Here is an 18730-nt window from a genome sequence, read left to right as displayed (position 1 = left end):
GTATTTTTGTGTAAATTATTACCTGAGAATGGATTTACAGTTCTTTAAAAAATCAAAAGGCACATTTATATTTTTGTTGGTTTTCATGGCAGTTGGTTTGCCTGTTTATTATCATTTAGTAAAAGTTGATAAAAGACTTCCAATTTATAGTCCAAATGATATCAATCCTAAGCTTGTGGATGCTTCATTACGAAGTAAATCAAAAAATCATACCGTATCAGATTTTAGGTTAATCAATCAGAATGGTGATATAATTACTCAGAAAGATTACGAAGGTAAAATTTACGTGGCGGATTTCTTTTTTACACGTTGCCAAAATATTTGCTTAATTATGGCAAGTAATATGACAGATTTACAAGAGCACTATATGAATGATGATGAGGTTGCCTTTTTATCGCATTCGGTAACACCAACTATGGACAGTGTTTCAGTGTTACGTGCTTATGCTGATAGAAAAGGAGTGATTGATGGAAAATGGAATGTTACAACAGGAGATAAGAAGCATATTTATGATTTAGCTAGGAAGAGCTATTTTGCAGTATTGGATGAAGGTACAGGAGATGAAAATGATTTTATTCATACTGAAAACTTTGTTCTTATTGATAAACAACGAAGAATTAGAGGTATTTATGATGGAACTAAGAAGGAGGAAATACTAAAAATTATAGAAGATATTTCAACGCTTAAACAAGAGTATAGTGAATAGATAAAAAGAAAAAGGAGCGTAAGGCTCCTTTTTTGTTTTGAATTTTATTTTTTGTTTCCGTCTTCGTCAAAATTTTTGCTAATTTCTTGTTCCGTTTTAATCACTGATACGGCAAGCGAAAGCAGCATAATGGCCATTGGTTGCCAATTTACTTCTTTGGCTAAGAAAACAAATAAAAGAGCCATTGCTAAGGAAATTGCCGAATACATCATAAATTGCTTTACGAAAAAAGTATTAGCAAAATTCCAAATGGTTTCATTTTTCATAGTTTTTGGCGTTCTATACCCATAAATTGAATTGATTCGTTTAGGAGGGAATAAATAGAAAATAACACTAAAAACAAATAGTAAACCATTAATTGATAGCACGTAGTAATAAGGATTCATTCTTTAATGTTTTATTGCTGAGATTACAGTTTTCAAAAATACGTTAATATCTGCATTTTTAGTCAATCCCATGCGAACAATCACCATATCTTGTTCAGGTAAAACAAAAACATTTTGCCCTTGATATCCGTTAAACGAGAGCATATTTTTTGGAACATCAGGATATCTACTTCCGGCATTTAACCATATCTGTGCACCGTACCATCCATCTGAAGTGGGCGTTGGAGTAGTTGCATAATCAACCCAATCTTTGTCAAATAAATGTTTCCCGTCCCAATTACCATTATGAAGGTATAAAAGGCCAAACTTAGCCCAATCTCTAGGCGTTGCCCATGCATACGAAGAGCCAACATAGTTTCCGCTCATGTCCGCTTCTAATACCATAGAGTTCATTCCAATTTTATCAATTAAGGCCTTATACCAAAAATCTAAATATTCTTGATGAGAATCGAATTGCTGTCTTAAAATTCCTGATAACAAATTTGTTGTTCCTGATGAATAATTCCATGTTTGATTTGGTTTTCCAACAAGAGGCTTGTCAATTTGAGATTTAGTCATGTCTTTCTCTAAAAAAAGCATTTTACTAACATCAGAAATAGTATTGTAATCTTCATCCCATTCCAAGCCTGAATTCATTTGTAATAAATTATGAATGGTGATGTTTTTTCGAGCATCATTTTGCCATTCAGAGATAGGAGCTTTGTCAAAAACATTTAATTTTCCTTGACATTGCATAATGCCAAATAAAGTTCCTGTAATACTCTTTGTCATTGACCAACCTAAAATTTTGGAGTCTTTAGTGAAACCAGTATCATATTTTTCAGCAATAATTTGGTCTTTATAAATTACCAGTACCGCTCTTGTTTTATTCACATCGCTAAACATTGAACTTACAGCAGTATTCAACGTATTGTAATTAATATTTGCAAATAAAGTGTCTTTTTGTGGAGCATTTCCGTAAGGATATGGAGTTCCAATATCAGGTTGCGACCTGTTTGGAACCAAAGAAGATTTAGAAGGATCAAAGTCATCACTGACGAGCACACAACCTAAACCATCTCTATAAACTGCTTTTCTTGTTAGCAACCCATAAACCGATCCCGTGGCTGATTTTTCCTCAGAATTAATTTTATCGGAAGTCAAGTTAATCGGAGAGAAGTTATTGTCTGTACTATCGGTAAATTCAAGTGTTCTATTAGCTACAAAAACTGATGATGCCGTATTTTTTGCAGAGTATCCAGCGAGAATATTCAATTTAGGATAGTTAAAATAGAAAATAATAGCAACAACAATAAGTAGGAGTAGAAGGAACTTTTTTAATAATTTCATTATCAATGTTTTTATCAAAAATACACGATTTTTTTAAATAGAAAGTAAATTAAATAGAAGGTTTTTCAAACAGAAGCTCGGAGTTATTCTTTAAAATACGTTGTATTTGGAATTATTATAAGATATGATGTTTTAATGATGTGATTAGAATAATTTATTTGAACATTATCATTTTTAAATTCCAAGCCGTACCTTTGTTTTAAATAAGTTAGCAGATGTTCAACATAGAAAAAATTAGAGAAGATTTTCCTATTTTAAAGAGAGAAGTACATGGCAAACCATTAGTTTATTTTGATAATGGAGCTACTTCCCAAACACCTCAAATAGTTATTGATGCTATTGTGGATTATTACTCGAACTATAATGCAAACATCCATAGAGGAGTTCATACCTTAAGTCAAGAGGCGACTGATAAATACGAAGAAGCTAGAATAAAAATTCAAAAGCATTTTAATGCGAAGAATTCTTATGAAATAATTTTAACCGCTGGAACTACGCATAGTATTAATATTGTAGCTTCGGGTTATGCATCCATTTTAAAGAAAGGAGACGAAATTTTAGTGTCGGCACTAGAACATCACTCTAATATCGTTCCTTGGCAAATGCTATGTGAAAAAGTAGGTGCCATTTTAAAAGTGATTCCAATGGAAAATGATGGTTCGTTAAATATGGAAACCTACCACGGTCTTTTAAACTCTCAGACAAAGCTTGTTTTTTGTAATCATGTTTCTAATGCATTGGGAACGATTAATCCGATCAAAGAAATTATTGATGCAGCCCATAAAGTTGGAGCAAAGGTTTTGGTTGATGGAGCCCAAGCTTGCCCTCATATAAAACCAGATGTTCAAGAGTTGGATGTTGACTATTATGTAGCTTCTGCTCATAAAATGTGCGGACCAACAGGTGTTGGGCTTTTATATGGAAAAGAAGAGCTGTTGAATTTATTACCACCTTATCAAGGAGGAGGAGAAATGATAGAAACAGTAACTTTTGAAAAAACCACCTACGCAGGATTACCACATAAATTTGAAGCAGGAACGCCAAATATTTGCGGTGGAATTGCTTTTGGGGTAGCTATAGATTATATGAATGCAATTGGTTTTGATGAAATAGCAAAGCAAGAAGAAGAATTATTAGCTTACGGAACTAAAGAGCTTGAAAAAATAGAAGGCTTAAAAATTTACGGTACCAGTCATAAAACATCGGTTATCTCTTTTAATATAGAAGGAGTACATCCATATGATGTTGGAACAATTTTAGATAAACTAGGAATTGCTGTAAGAACAGGGCATCACTGTGCGCAACCAATTATGGATTATTTTTGTATTCCAGGAACTATTAGAGCATCGTTTGCTTTCTACAATACAAAAGAAGAAATAGACCAACTTGTAAATGCCGTAAAAAAGGCTCAAATGATGTTAGTTTAGAAAAAAATAATAATTTTTGTAAGGAGGGAATCTTAGCTTCGACTGCTTAAGAGTATTGAAAATATAATTTTCCCCTTAATAAGAAAAAAAGCATCTTAAAATCCTTGAAGATTTTAAGATGCTTTTTATTTTTATAGGTAATATTTCTTACGCTAATTTCAAATAGGAAACTATTAGTCTCTCGATAAGAATATTTGGATTACATACCAGAATAACAACATTAAAGAAGCAAATAAACCTAAAGCTGCTGGAATATAATCATCAGTTGAATATTTATGAACCATGTTAGAAGTTTGATATAAAATAGAACCTCCTGCAAGTACACACATTCCTACCGAAAACCATAATCCTAGGCTAAAGCCGAAAAGAGCTCCAGCAATAATTAATCCGATAACAATAAAAAATCCTACTGATAAACCAGCTCTTATAAAAGAAAAGTCTTTCTTAGTAATGAAAACGATAGAAGAAATTCCAGCAAATAAACCAAGAGTTACAATAGCCGCCTGATTTAAAACTTCGAAACCATTGGTATAAGTAATTGCAATGTAAATAAGCGGAATAAAAATAAAGGCTTCAGCGAATATATAAACCGCATATGCCAAATATTGAACATTCTTATCTGAGGTTTTCAGAGCAGTACTTTCAGCATAATTTGTAATTAGCATGAAACCTCCTAATAAAATTAGCCACTTATATCCATCTAACATTGAAAGAGCAAAGTTTACAAGCGTTGCGCTTTGTAAGAATAAATATTCAAAAACTAAGAAAAGAAAAACCCCTCCCGCTACATGAGCATATGTTTTCTTGTAAAAAGCAATTCTTTCGGTTTGAGATACTTGTGCCACTAAAACCTTAGTGTTGTGTAAATTTTCCATAATAGATATATTTTTTGGTAAATATATCTATAAAATTTCATTTTGAACAGGGTAATAAAATTCAGTAATTCTACTATTGTTAAATGTTAAACAGGAATGATGATTTTGTTTAATTTTCTCGTTTCTATTTTACCGATTTGACGTTTTTCGTGGTTTTTTTATTTCATTTCTTGATTTTCAGTATTTTGTGAATTTTGCCTCACAAGTGATAAATAAAGGGATATGAGGTTTTTTTTATTGAATAAAAAAGAATTTTTGTTAATGAAAGAAAGTTATATATTAGGATTCGTTAAAAAATCCTTCTGTTTTTTACGGATAGCGTAAAAAATTAACTTCTTGTTTTGGTTTGGGGAAATCAATGAAGGTTTTTTAAAAAACATTAAATTAAATTATTACAAAATGAAAAAATTATTGTTAAGTCTAGCAGTAGTATCTGCTATGTTTGTGGGATGTCAAGATGAATCTAAAAACAACTTACCTTTAGATGATCAGCAAACCATTGATATGAGTGATTTTTATGTGAAAACTGAAGAGAGTCACGACAGAGGTAGAGATCACAAGTGTCATTCTATGAGAGTTTTAAATGCACAGCTTGAAAGGAATCCTAAGTTATATCAAAAAATGTATGACATAGAATTTGCTACCCGTAAGTTTTTAGCTGGTAAAGGAAAACCAGGTGGCGGAAATGGTGGTGGAGGAAACAACGGTGGCGGAAGCGGCGATGTTGATGTGGCTCCAGTTGCTGATGGATTAGGAGTAATTAATATTCCTGTTTATGTTCATGTGGTGTATAGTAACTCAAATGAAAATATTAGTAATGCGCAAATTACGTCACAAATAAGTGTGTTAAATGAAGACTTTAGGGCTGCAAATAATGATTTGAACCTTCCTTCAGGAACTACTTTTGAAAATGATGTAACTGATGCAGAGTTTTCATTTACATTGGCTGGAACTTTCAGACATGCTGATTCAAGAACTTCTTGGGAACTAATAATGCTGTAAAATCAGCTTATCCTCCTGTAAGTCCAGAAACTCATTTAAACATTTGGGTTTGTAACATAGGAGGAGGAATTTTAGGGTATGCTCAATTTCCAGGAGGTAGTTTAACCACTGATGGGGTTGTATGTTCACCGCAATATTTTGGAAATACAGGCTATGTTTCTGCTCCATTTAATAAAGGCCGTACAATGACTCACGAAGTTGGGCATTATTTGAACTTGCGTCATATTTGGGGAGATGGAAGATGTCGTCAAGACGATTTTGTAGCCGATACTCCTTCTTCTGATGGACCAAATTACGGTTGTCCTACATATCCAACAGTAAATTGTAAATCTCCTGATATGACAATGAATTATATGGATTATGTTGATGATGCATGTATGTATATGTTTAGTGATGGTCAACGTAATAGAATGAGAGCTATTTTTCAACCAGGAGGTGCTAGAGCATCGATGTTGAATTAGATTAATATCGAAAAACTGAAACATTCAGAATTTTTAGAGTATAATGAATATTTTGAGAATGTATATTTGATTAGATTTAAAAAGAAGCCTTAAATTAGGCTTCTTTTTTTACTTGAAGATTATTTATAAATGTGTTTTTTTATAGCATTTTAGGGTTTATTTGATATAAAACCCAACCCATGTTATTTATTTAAGAGTGAAATTCTCATTTGTAAATAGCATTATTCTATGAAACTTGGTTTACGACTTTAATTTTAAAATATATTTATAATTAAATGTCGAAAAAGAGAGGTTGCTATGGTAAGGTTTTGTTAAGTAAATATTTAATAGACGCTTAGATATTTATGAAAAAAAACATTCCAGTACCTTTGAGGGTGTACCGGAATGCATATTGGTAATTTTAATATAAAGAGGTTACTCTTCTACCTATATTTAAATAATGTTTTTCTCTTTTTAACTTCACCATCAACTATTGCTTGTAAATAATAAAGTCCTCTTCTTAAATGAGATAATCTAAGTGTTGCTCTAGCTCTGTTATTCACAAGGTCAACATTTTCTTCAAATACTTTTTTCCCTCTCAAATTGTAAACAGTTAAGGTTACTGTTTTATCAGTAGTACCCTTAATTTTAACATAACTGTTTCTAGCAAAAGGATTTGGGAATACTTTGAACTGTGTGAAATAGAATTCGTTCGAATTTGGATCACAGCTACCAAGTGTTGCTCCGTAGCATAAGTAGAAGTTTACAAAGTATTTAGGAACACAAATGGTTCTTCCTCCAAAACACATTTCAACACGATTCAATTTTTTCCCACATCTTACATCTATCACATTAACCGTTGTTTCACCTGTTACCGTACATCCGTTTGCATCAGTAATTTCAACAGTATAGGTTGTTGTTTCCGTTGGACAAACTGTATTGTTTGCCGTTGTAACTCCATTACTCCATTGATAAGTGTATGGAGCTGTACCACCTTGAACTTCTACAACATTGATTGTTGCACAAGAATTATTTTCATATCCGAAGTAAATAGTTTGTTCTCCTGATAAAACTGCTGTTAGCGGCTCATTTTCTGAAATACTAAAAGATTCGGTTATAGTGTTTCCTAAAGTATCTGTAATAGTTACTGTATAGTCTCCTGCTCCAAGATCTGAAACAGTATTTTCTTCAGTTGATACTCCATTACTCCAAGTATAAATATATGGAGCACACCCACCTGAAATACTAACAGTTGCTGTACCGTCTTCATTTCCATTACAAGTAGCATTACTAGTTGTTAAATCATCAACAGTAAGAGTTTTTAATAATAACTGTGTAGATACCGGGAAGTGATCCGATGAGGTTCTAGTGTATGTGGCATTATAAAATTCATAATGTACACGCTCTGATGTTGCAATATGCTCTTCAGTTAATTCATTAGAAAGCGCGATATGATCGATCATATTTCCTCTGAATACATATGATCTAAATCCTAAATCACTTAAAGAAGAAGAAACAATATTATAACGTTCTGAATCCTGAACAAAAGCATCATAAGAGGAAACAGTTGTAGAAACATCAGCAACAGTCTCATCAACATCATCATTATAATCTCCTAGAAGAATAATGTTTTTATCTGGATAGTTAGTATCTAAAGAATCTTTTAAAACTTCAACGTCATATTTTCTCATGTTATAGCGATCCTGAGCACCATTACCACTGTTGGCTCGGGCGTGAATGTTTACTACGTTGAATTCTTGCGTATTTCCATTTACAGTAACATTCGCTGTAATCATGAAAGGTAACCTTCCGCTGGCGTAAAATCTTGTTTTATCTGCTACCGGGTAATCGGTAAGAGCCGATTCATCTCCTCCGTTATAATAAGGGTGGATAGTTTCTAAAAGTACTTTTGAGCTTGTAATATTTACGGTAGTACTGTTGTAAATAAATCCGATACGTTGTTTAGCTCCTTCAGTATCGTTAGGATATGACGTAGCCTCAGAAAGAATAAACTCATAGTTAGGTAACTCATTGACCATTGCTGTAAACAAAGGAACATCTACAATTTCTTGTACTGCAATAATATCGGCGTTTAAAGACTGTAAAGCATTTTTTACATTTTCTTTTTGGATTGCGTCAGAATCAGGGTTTCCAGCTGAAGGAGAATTAGATTCGTCTCCAAACCATTCTATATTCCAAGTTACAATATCTAATGCTTTCGACTTATCAACTTCTACAAAAATATCTGGCACTTCATAAGTACTAGCGCAAGAAAGATCTTCTCTAATTCTAGGTAAAATCTGATACGTATCTTGGAATTTTCCAATAACTCCTATGATTTCATTACAAGATTCAGGTTGCCCCAAGCCAACAATGCTTTCAACATCAATGTCTATTCTAAGTTCACCCATTCCGCTTGTGTCACTAAGAGTGTAGTTTGAATTTCCGAATAAGATATCTCCTGGAGTAGGAAATTCCGGATTTTCAATACGAACTAATTGACCAGGATAATCTGATAATTGACTTAATGTAATCGTTGCAGGAGTAACTGTATTAGAAGGTGTTCCGTTATTGGTTACTTCACTAACAGGGCTAATTTGAATTTGATTATTAAAAATACTTCTAGTTCCTGTTATTGTAATAGAATCACCAATCATGAAAACGCCATCACCATGAACTTGCTGATCAAAAATTGCGATTCCTCCTGTGTTATCTTGAATATATGCAGATCCAGCTAGCTGGTCTGATACCGTTAGAATACCTGAAATAGTAATAACGTCACCTTCTGATTTAGCTCTAGCTTCACTAATCGTAATAGGATCTGGAGTTGGAGGCACTGCTCCATTTTCTGTACCCGGAGTTGGAACTGCCTGAGTGTATGTGGTAGTGTTTCTAGCTCCACCTTGTCCGTTAGGAATACGTTGTATCGAATGCCCGTCTTTGTTTCCTAATTCTCCCTCATTTATTTGAGCTTGATTAGGATTTAATAAAACTAGAAGTTCGGCATCATCATTATCGTTAGTATCGTAAACCAATGCATCGATTAAGTTGGTGATGGTAATTGCAGAATTATTTGGAAAATCAGCAGCATCACCTTGGTATAAGGCAACTGCATCAGCTCCATTTTGTAATCCATTGTTAGGTAAAATCATGTTTACGTTCGCAACATCAGCATTTCCTAAAACGAAGTAACCTTCAGCGTTGGTTGTTTGACCATCTAGATCATAAACAGCATAGCTTTGATTATTTGAACCATTATATAGTACAATACTGAAACCATCTAAGTTTGTGTTACCTGTACCACCATCATATAACTCAACAAATTCAAGAGTATCCGAACCAGCAGTATCGGCATCAATTTCGTTAATAATTACATTGATTTCTTCTGTAGCATTACTATTTGCAGCACCTGGTGTTGGTAAAGCTTGTACATAAGTGTCAGTATTTCTAGCTCCACCAGTACCATTTGCAAAACGTTGAGATGAATGATTGTTTTTATCTCCAGCGCCGTCTTCATTAATTTGAGCTTGACCACTATTAAGTAACACTAATAATTCAGCATCATCACCATCATTTGTGTCATATACAAAAGCATCAACTAAATTATCTGTTGTGATTGCAGAGTTATTAGGGAAGTCCGCGGCATTTCCAGAATATAGAGCAACGGCATCGGCACCATTTTGCAATCCATTACTGTTGAATGTAATAGAAGAAACATTAGCAACATCAGGGTTTCCAATCACAAAATATCCATTCGCATTGGTTGTTTGGCCATCTAAATCGTAAGCAGCATAGCTTTGGTTAATTGAACCATTATAAAATACCAATACATAACCATCTAAGTTAGTATTACCCGTACCACCGTCATATAATTCAACGAACTCTTGAGTGTCAGTACCTGGAGTATCCGCGTCTACTTCGTTAATGATAATACTTGAAGGAGCGACAGGAGCCATATTTTCTTTACCTGGAGTAGGAATCAATTGAGCGTAAGTATTTGTATTTCTTGCTCCACCAGAACCATTCGGGATTCTTTGAGAAGAATGCTCATCTTTATTCCCAGCACCACCTTCGTTAATTTGTTCTTGACCAGCATTTAATAATGCTAGTAATTCAGCATCATCCCCGTCGTTTGTATCATATACAAAAGCATCAACTAAGTTGTCTGTTGTGATTGCTGCATTATTCGGAAAATCGGTAGCATCACCTTGGTATAAAGCCACTGCATCTGCACCATTTTGTAATCCATTACTGTTAAATGTAATTGAAGAAACGTTTGGTACATCAGGGTTTCCAATTACGAAATATCCATTTGCATTGGTTGTTTGCCCATCTAAATCATAAGCAGCATAGCTTTGATTATTCGAACCATTATATAAAACCAGTACAAAACCATCTAAACTACTGTTTCCAACTCCACCGTCGTATAATTCAACAAATTCTTGAGTATCGGTACCTTCAGTATCGGCGTCAACTTCATTGATAATAATGTTAACGGGAGTTGTAGCAGTCTCATTTTTTGCACCAGGAGTAGGCGCAAGTTGTGCGTATGAACTTGTATTTCTTGCTCCACCAGAACCGTTAGGGATTCTTTGAGAAGAATGCTCGTCTTTATTACCAGCACCGCCTTCATTAATTTGTTCTTGACCAGCATTTAATAATACTAACAAGTCAGCATCGTCGCCGTCATTGGTGTCATATACAAAAGCATCTACTAAATTATCTGTGCTGATTGTTGAATTATTTGGGAAATCAGTAGCATCACCTTGGTATAAAGCCACTGCATCGGCACCATTTTGCAATCCATTACTATTGAATGTAATTGAAGAAACGTTTGGCACATCAGGATTTCCAATAACAAAGTATCCATTCGCATTGGTTGTTTGTCCGTCTAAATCGTAAGCAGCATAGCTTTGGTTGTTTGAACCGTTATAAAAAACTAATACAAAACCATCTAAACTCGTATTTCCAGTACCACCATCGTATAACTCAACAAATTCTTGAGTATCGGTACCTGGAGTATCGGCATCTACTTCATTAATGATAATATCAGGTGTAGTTGCTGTTTCATTTCCCTGTAATTGAACATCATCAAAACCAGCATAATCACTACCTCCATTTTGTTTAACACTTATTGAAAAACTAACTGAGTTTACAGCATCAGGAATGGTTTCTTCAATGTTTACCCAACCGTTTGTGCTGTATGGACTAGCATCTGTTATAGTAACAACACCTTGAGAGGTTCCATCTTGAAAAACTTCATAACTAATTACATCACCATTTGCAACATCATAACCAACAACATTAATAGCAAATGAAAGAGTTACATCTGTATAATTTGAAATATCTACACTATCAAAAGCAATGGTACCTCCATCAGCAGAACCACAGTTGCCGTCTAGATCTCTTACTCCGAAAAAGTTACTGTCAGTATTTGCTGAACCTATAGAACCAACGCTAGTTACGATGTCCCAAACGTCCGATCCGTTTGTACAGTTAACAGGAGAGTTGGTATAGTTCCAAGTATCATTTGTAGTTCCTTCAAATCCTTGAAAAACAATTGCCGATCCAGTCGGTGGGTTAGTTCCTTCAAGAGTCGTTACATTTACTATATTACTATTGGGTGAAACATTTCCAGCGGCATCAATTGCTCTTACCGAAAAAGTATAAGATGTATTTGGTGTTAGGTTAGTAACCGTGAAATTTGTGTTTGCTGTTGCTGTAATTTGTGTACTTGCGTTAAATATTTGATAAGCAATTACACCTACATTATCAGTTGAAGCAGTCCAAGATAAATCGGTAGTTGTTTGTGTTGTGTTTTGCGCACTTAAACTAGTTGGAGCCGTAGGAGCTTCAGTATCTCCACCTCCGGAATTAAAGCGATCCTCAGCTTGAGGGCCACCCCAAATAGAGGTTGCAAATGCTGGATTATCAATAAATGGATTTCTGTTCCCTTGAATACTTTCTAAAAGAACATTTCTATTAATTTCATAAGTAGAAACAGGGTCTTCTGCATTCCACTCTAAGAAAATATCCATCATATCAGTACTGTAATTTTGCGTTCCCGTTCCTACACCACTTGGTAAACATTGTGATCCGTAACGTAAATACATGTACATCATCATACGGGCAACGTCACCTTTCCATTCGTCACCAGGATACCATCCTCCAGAAACATTTCCTGAAGTTCCGCTCCCATCCGCAAAGCGAGAGTTTCCTCTGTTAGAGTTCATATTAACATCACTTGCTCTTAAATGATGGGCATCAGACCCAGGACCTGAACTCCCTAAGTTCGGGTTCCCTAATGAGCGAGGGTAAGTATGTTCCCTGTTCCAATCACCAGTGTTTCCTCCATTACTGTTTTTTGAACGGGTACGATCGGTAACATGGTTGTTATCAGAATCATTGTATCCATATATAAGTAATACATTGTTGGAATTGGTTGGATCTAAATCGGTTTGTCTTAGCGCATCCCACACTCCTGGCGTATAACTCAGAAACGTAGTATGTGTATTTGTAATCAAAACAGAAAGATCATCTTTTAAGATTTCTCCAGTCTGATTCACATTGACACCGTCATAATAAGGCGGAACTTGGGCAAAGCCTGAATATCCACACAAAATAATAAGCATTGCTGCTATATTAAGTAGAAGAGTACTTTTTTTCATTTGTAAAGTTTTTGTAGTTTAAAATTTTATCTCGGTTGGAGGAAAGTTTGAGATCGGATAAAATTAGAGGTTGTTCGTGTTAAAAGCGTTAATGAATGGTTAACTTTAAATTTTTAAGGGTTAATTTCTATGATTATTGATTTCGTCTGTGAAAATAATTAAATTAAATGTTTTCTTAACAAACTTTAACTTGTTTATTTTTCAACAAAAGTACTGTTTTTTGTTAAAATTTAACAAAACACTTTATAGATTAGACTTTTTTTAGTGTGGTATGTCGGTTTTAGTTGATTTTTAGCGTTTTGTCGAGTAGTTGAATAACACATTTTATGAAGTTGTTGAGGTTTTTGTCTTTATAAAACGAGTACATCTCATTAGCAGTTAGGAGATTGTAACATATTAGTTTAGCCAGTGATTTTTTGTTGATAGTTCTTAAAAGAAAAAAGACGTAATTTTAACCAAAGCATTAAACTCTTTCTTAAATGAAGTATTCGAAATTATTTATGTTGCTGTTTTTCTTGATGGGAAGTATTTCTTTTTCTCAAGAAGTAATTAAGAATTTTGACGAAATTCTTTATAAAGCCATTACTCGAGGTAATTCTGTAGTTTTAAAAATAACATCTGAAAATGTGTTTTATAAAGATAGAAAACAGGAAAGAAATGAGAAGATCACTAATGCAAATAGAGAAAAGTTAATAGATTTAATAAATGAAATAGTACTTTCTAAAATGGGGCAGTATAAAGTACTTTCAAACGAAAGTGCTTCTGACAGAGCGATGCAAGCCGAGTTGATCATTAAAGTAAATGGAGAAGAGTATAAATCGTCGATATTTGATGATGGAAATCCTCCAGAAGAACTGAAAGAAATCATTGAAACAATGATGAGGTTGGGAAAACCTGAATAAACAAAAAGACCGAGCTCGTGCTCGGTCTTTTTTATAAACGAAATCTAAATTTAGTTTTAAATAATTTATTCGAAGTAGGTTGGATAAAATATCTAAAGATTTATTGTTAGACTGTTATTAGAACTTTAAAGTTGCTCCTAACAGGAAGTTACGCGTTGCTTGTGGATAATACCCAGCACCGTCTAAAGTAGTTGTGGTACCTGGATTAGACCAAGTATCATCGTAGGTATAGTAATAACCTCTGTCAACATATTCTTTATTAAAGATGTTGTTTACCACTCCAGTAAATACAATTGACTTAAATATTTTTTTCGTTTTAAGCTCATAAGTAAGGTTGAAATCACTTGTAAAGAACCCTTTTAAAACATCTAAATCTGTTACGCTACTATTTAAGTTACTCATAAACTGTTTTCCTACATATTTAGATAGGAAAGCAAGTTGAAGATTTGAAATAGGTTGATAAACCAGTGCATTTCCGAAGATAATATCAGGAGAAAAAGTAATAGGGGTATCTCCTAAATTGGTTAATTCTCCATCTATTTGTGAGAAATAATCTTGATTGATGTTTTCGCTAAAAGCTATGTTTGGTCTAATGGATAAGGTTTTATCTAATTGAATGTCGGCATCGATTTCAATTCCGAATCGATAACTATTACCACTAGAAGATCTTAAAGGTTCTCCTGAATTTGGATCGATAGCACCCGTTAAAATTAACTGATTTTGATAATCCATATAGTAAATGTTCGTATTCAATTTAATTTTTTCATTTGAGAATCTCCATCCTAATTCATAGTCATTTAAACTCTCATGCTGAGAATTTCCACCTTCAAAATCATTTCTGTTTGGTTCTCTGTTTGCACGTCCATAAGAGGCATAAATACTGTGCTTTTCATCAAAGCGATGCGTTAGTCCTAATTTTGGATTGAAAAAATTGAACTGTTTGTCCACATCAATTGCATCTCTATCTGAAGTTAATCCTTTGGTTTTATAGTTAACAAAACGTCCTTGAATATCAACAAATGCTTTTAAAGAGTTTGTAATGTTAAAGCTAACTTTAGAGAAAACACTCCAATCTGTTTTCTTTGAATCACTAAAATAATATCGATCTCCCCAGTTAGTATTCGCAGCTAAATCACTTCCCCAGATTATTTCACCATAATGTTCGTTGTTATACGTACTATACGAAACACCAGAAATAACTTCAAGATCTTCTTTATTATAGGTTATAGTTCCGTTGGCAACATAAAAATGATTGTCCAACCATCTTCTTACGATTACATCACTGTCATCATTGATTAAGTTATTATAATCTGCTGCATTTTCACCATCTTTAAATTGCTCAAAATAACCTTTACCTCTAGTATAGTTTAAACCAATATTGGTTGTCCATTCGTCAGATAATTTTTCATTCCAGTGCAATTGATAATGATCTTGCCAGTAGTTATCGGTTTCATTATCGTAAGTATATGGATTTTGACGACGGTTTTCTTCTAGTTGATCTTTTGTTAATCCGAACCAAGCTTGGTAAGTTTTTTCTTGACCACCAAAAGCAAGAGCTTTGATTAGAGTATTTTCATCGGTATAACTCCCTTGCAGGAAATACGATTTTAAATCTGTAAAAGCACGATCAACATAACCATCAGAGTAAATATTCGAAAGACGTCCTGCGAATTCGAAGTTCTCATTGATTTTTCCAGTAGTAAACTTTACTGTATGCTTTCTTGTTCCGAAAGAACCAAAAGAGTTTGAAATCTCTCCTCCGGCTTCCTCAGAAACAGCATCTGTTAAGATGTTTAAGCTAGCTCCAAAAGCACCTGAACCATTGGTAGAAGTTCCAACACCACGTTGTAACTGTAAGTTTTCAGTTGACGAAGCGAAGTCTCCCATATTAACCCAAAAAGTTCCTTGACTTTCAGCATCGTTATAAGGAATTCCGTTAATCGTAACATTTACACGAGAAGCGTCTGAACCACGAACGCGAATGTAGGTATATCCAATTCCTGCTCCTGCATCAGAAGAAGACGTTACAGATGGTAAATAGTTTAGTAATACAGGAATATCTTGTCCTAAATTACGTTTGGCGATTTCTTTTTTTGATAAATTCGAGTGCGTTACAGGTGCATCTGCTTTTACACGAACAGCCGATACCAATACTTCATCTAAAACACTGTTTTCAGAAGATAGTTGGAATACTAACTCTTTTGTGTTATCAGTATTTACTTGCTTTTGAATTGGCTTATATCCAACAAAAGAAACTTCAATTTGATAGTTCCCTTTTTCAAGTTTGAGTTTAAATTTTCCTTCAGCATCTGTAATAGTTCCTTTTTTAAGTGAAGGAATAATAACGGAAGCTCCTTCAAGTGGTTTTTGATTTTTAGAGATTACCTTCCCTGTTAAAATAACGCTCTGCGCATTTACATTTAGCGTAGTAAGCATGATAGTTAAAAAAGCAACTAAGTTTACTTTTTTAACGAATGAGTGAAATGTCATTTTATAAAAAATAAAATGAATAAAAAGAGGTGATTATTCAATGATTAATCAGTGTTGTCTTATTGTGAAAGTATCAAACTTTCTAATGTTTCCCTAAACAGCATTACCTGTTCTAGGTTCGATGGGTATGATCTCAGCCTTATTTAGAATGATAAAATCGTAATTTGAAATTTAGAAAATTATTGTAACCATATTAGCATGGTGTATTTCTAAAAGTATTAATAACTTAAAATTCAAAACTATAAAAGGCACCCCTTTTGAGAACAGGGCAAAATTACCCAAGAAAAGTTAAATAGCAATGTCTAAAGCAATATAAGTTCAAAATATGTAAAGAAATTACAATAAAGTATGTTTTTTTTGAAGTATCTGTATTAAAACAACGTTTTCGTTTATGTTTCTGTTAAACTATCTCGTGAAATTTTAATATTTTAGTGCGGAAAAATAGTGAATTTATGAGTAAACCATTCAAGGCAAAAGTCAATAACTATGATAATTTTGATTTTACAGCCGAACAAATTGAAGAATTAGATGCTGTAGTGAAATCTGATGGAAGTTTTCATGTTTTAGAAAAAGAAACATCTTTTCAGGCAAGAATATTAGAACAGAATTTTAATGATAAAACCTATGTTGTTGAAGTTAATGGCAATAGTTATGAGGTGAAAATATCCAATTCATTAGATATTTTAATAGGTGAATTAGGGCTTGAAGTAAGTTCGGTTAAAAAAGAAAACGATATTAAAGCGCCAATGCCAGGATTAATTGTTTCAGTGAATGTTGAGGTTGGTCAGGAAGTGAAAGAAGGGGAAGGTATTTTGGTGCTAGAAGCCATGAAAATGGAAAACACGTTGTTAGCCCCGAGAGATGGCGTAGTGAAATCTGTTCTAGTGGAAACAAGTGCCAAGGTTGAAAAGAATGCAGTATTAATTGAAATGGAACCCTCTTAGAGGAATTTAATTAAAAATGTTTGAAGTATAAATAATTTTTAACACAGTTGATAACTGAATTAAGTTTGTTTTAATGAAGAAAATTTTAGTAGCAAATAGAGGAGAAATAGCGTTGCGTGTTATGCGTACGGCAAAAAATATGGGTATAAAAACGGTAGCAGTGTATTCTGAAGCTGATAGAAATTCGCCGCATGTGGCTTTCGCCGATGAAGCCATTTGTATTGGGCGAGCCCCTTCAAATCAATCCTATTTATTAGGAGATAAAATCATCGAACTAGCAAAGCAACTCGATGTTGATGGAATCCACCCAGGATATGGATTTTTGAGTGAGAACGCTGCATTTAGTGAGGCTGTTGCCAAAAATGGAATTACGTTTATTGGTCCGAAAGCAAAAGCAATTAAAGTTATGGGAAGTAAGCTGGCAGCTAAAGATGCCGTAAAAGCTTATGATATCCCCATGGTTCCAGGAATAGATAAAGCCGTAACTGATGTAGTTTATGCCGCTAAAGTAGCCGACGAAATCGGATATCCTATTTTGATAAAAGCGTCTGCTGGAGGTGGAGGAAAAGGTATGCGAGTGGTTGATAAGGCAGAAGATATCGAAGAACAAATGAATAGAGCTATTTCCGAGGCAGAGTCTGCCTTTGGCGATGGATCGGTTTTTATAGAAAAATATGTAGGGTCGCCTCGACATATTGAAATTCAGGTGTTGGCAGATGGACATGGAAATGTGGTGCATTTATTTGAAAGAGAATGTTCGGTACAAAGAAGACATCAAAAGGTGGTTGAAGAAGCTCCTTCAAGTGTATTAACTCCTGAAATTCGTCAGCAAATGGGAGAAGCTGCGGCTAAAGTAGCAAAAGCTTGTGATTATTTAGGCGCAGGTACTGTAGAGTTTTTGTTGGACGAAAACAAAAATTTTTATTTTCTTGAAATGAATACTCGTTTGCAGGTAGAGCATCCTGTAACTGAAATGATAACAGGAATTGACTTAGTAGAGGAACAGATTAAAATTGCTAGGGGTGAAAAGTTGGACTTTGCTCAAGAAGATTTAACGATTAATGGTCATGCTTTAGAGTTAAGAGTTTATGCCGAAGATCCGTTAAACAATTTTGCTCCAAGTATTGGAGTACTGGAAACCTATAAAACTCCGAAAGGAGCTAATATAAGAGTAGATGACGGTTTTGAAGAGGGGATGGAAATTCCGATTTATTACGATCCGATGATTGCTAAATTAATTACCTATGGAAAAAATCGTGAAGAAGCGATTGAACTCATGAAGCAGGCAATTAATGATTATCATATCAAAGGAATTGAAACCACCTTGTCGTTTGGGAAATTTGTTTGTGAGCATGAAGCCTTTACTTCAGGAGATTTTGATACGCATTTTGTAAAAAAATATTATACTCCCGAACAGTTGGAATCGAGATACGAACATGAAGCAGAGATCGCAGCGAAATTAGCTTTACAAGTTTATTTAAAAGAACAACAAGTTTTAAAAACATGTTAAAAGCTATCAGAAGTAAATTAAATCGAATGAAAATTGATAGCTGATGTTATA

The 18730-nt window shown here is 34.0% G+C and carries 12 protein-coding genes; 7 read left to right on the top strand and 5 right to left on the bottom strand.

Annotated elements, in window-relative coordinates:
* The first annotated feature begins 28 nt into the window (after nucleotides 1-28).
* Nucleotides 29-706, top strand: a complete 678-nt coding sequence (locus tag BLW23_RS12295; RefSeq protein WP_093670263.1) for an SCO family protein — start codon at nucleotides 29-31, stop codon at nucleotides 704-706.
* Nucleotides 707-750: 44 nt separating this feature from the next.
* On the opposite strand, the gene BLW23_RS12290 is transcribed toward BLW23_RS12295, so the two are convergent.
* Together BLW23_RS12290 and BLW23_RS12285 are read right to left on the bottom strand one after the other, a co-directional pair.
* Nucleotides 751-1092 carry an SdpI family protein gene (locus tag BLW23_RS12290; RefSeq protein WP_093670261.1) on the bottom strand — a complete coding sequence of 114 codons (342 nt, stop codon included), beginning with the start codon at nucleotides 1090-1092 and terminating at the stop codon, nucleotides 751-753.
* A 3-nt stretch (nucleotides 1093-1095) separates the two neighbouring features.
* Nucleotides 1096-2421, bottom strand: coding sequence for a serine hydrolase domain-containing protein (locus BLW23_RS12285; RefSeq protein WP_093670259.1), 1326 nt, complete (start codon nucleotides 2419-2421; stop codon nucleotides 1096-1098).
* Between the two features lie 215 nt (nucleotides 2422-2636).
* Between BLW23_RS12285 and BLW23_RS12280 the strand changes: the two genes are divergently transcribed.
* On the top strand, nucleotides 2637-3848 hold the full coding sequence (locus tag BLW23_RS12280) for an aminotransferase class V-fold PLP-dependent enzyme (protein ID WP_093670257.1): 1212 nt from the start codon (nucleotides 2637-2639) through the stop codon (nucleotides 3846-3848).
* A gap of 173 nt (nucleotides 3849-4021) precedes the next feature.
* Here the strand turns inward: BLW23_RS12280 and BLW23_RS12275 are convergent, their stop codons facing one another.
* Nucleotides 4022-4723, bottom strand: a complete 702-nt coding sequence (locus BLW23_RS12275) for a Bax inhibitor-1/YccA family protein (RefSeq protein ID WP_093670255.1) — start codon at nucleotides 4721-4723, stop codon at nucleotides 4022-4024.
* Between the two features lie 399 nt (nucleotides 4724-5122).
* Between BLW23_RS12275 and BLW23_RS23875 the strand changes: the two genes are divergently transcribed.
* Nucleotides 5123-5725, top strand: a complete 603-nt coding sequence (locus BLW23_RS23875; protein ID WP_317039321.1) for a zinc metalloprotease — start codon at nucleotides 5123-5125, stop codon at nucleotides 5723-5725.
* The gene (locus tag BLW23_RS23870) at nucleotides 5704-6186 is read left to right on the top strand and encodes a zinc metalloprotease (protein WP_317039320.1); all 483 of its coding nucleotides are present in this window, start codon (nucleotides 5704-5706) and stop codon (nucleotides 6184-6186) included. Before BLW23_RS23875 ends, BLW23_RS23870 begins: the two co-directional genes overlap by 22 nt.
* A gap of 422 nt (nucleotides 6187-6608) precedes the next feature.
* Here the strand turns inward: BLW23_RS23870 and BLW23_RS12265 are convergent, their stop codons facing one another.
* Nucleotides 6609-12833, bottom strand: a complete 6225-nt coding sequence (locus BLW23_RS12265; RefSeq protein WP_255362787.1) for an endonuclease — start codon at nucleotides 12831-12833, stop codon at nucleotides 6609-6611.
* 479 nt (nucleotides 12834-13312) lie between these two features.
* Here BLW23_RS12265 and BLW23_RS12260 point away from each other — a divergent pair, with 479 nt between their 5' ends.
* Nucleotides 13313-13735 carry a hypothetical protein gene (locus BLW23_RS12260; protein WP_143032168.1) on the top strand — a complete coding sequence of 141 codons (423 nt, stop codon included), beginning with the start codon at nucleotides 13313-13315 and terminating at the stop codon, nucleotides 13733-13735.
* Between the two features lie 117 nt (nucleotides 13736-13852).
* Here BLW23_RS12260 and BLW23_RS12255 read toward each other — a convergent pair whose 3' ends face one another.
* The gene (locus BLW23_RS12255) at nucleotides 13853-16225 is read right to left on the bottom strand and encodes a TonB-dependent receptor (RefSeq protein WP_176829814.1); all 2373 of its coding nucleotides are present in this window, start codon (nucleotides 16223-16225) and stop codon (nucleotides 13853-13855) included.
* A 452-nt stretch (nucleotides 16226-16677) separates the two neighbouring features.
* Between BLW23_RS12255 and BLW23_RS12250 the strand changes: the two genes are divergently transcribed.
* Together BLW23_RS12250 and accC are read left to right on the top strand one after the other, a co-directional pair.
* A complete protein-coding gene (locus BLW23_RS12250) occupies nucleotides 16678-17169 on the top strand; it encodes a biotin/lipoyl-containing protein (RefSeq protein WP_093670251.1) in 492 nt (163 codons plus the stop codon).
* A 73-nt stretch (nucleotides 17170-17242) separates the two neighbouring features.
* Entirely contained in the window at nucleotides 17243-18679 is a 1437-nt protein-coding gene (accC, locus tag BLW23_RS12245; protein WP_093670249.1) for an acetyl-CoA carboxylase biotin carboxylase subunit, read from the top strand.
* Nucleotides 18680-18730 lie beyond the last annotated feature (51 nt).

The sequence above is a fragment of the Tenacibaculum sp. MAR_2009_124 genome (genome assembly GCF_900105455.1).
Taxonomy (GTDB): Bacteria; Bacteroidota; Bacteroidia; order Flavobacteriales; family Flavobacteriaceae; genus Polaribacter.
The sequence above is the reverse complement of the archived record's forward strand: the minus strand, read 5'-3'. Positions and strand labels throughout refer to the sequence as shown.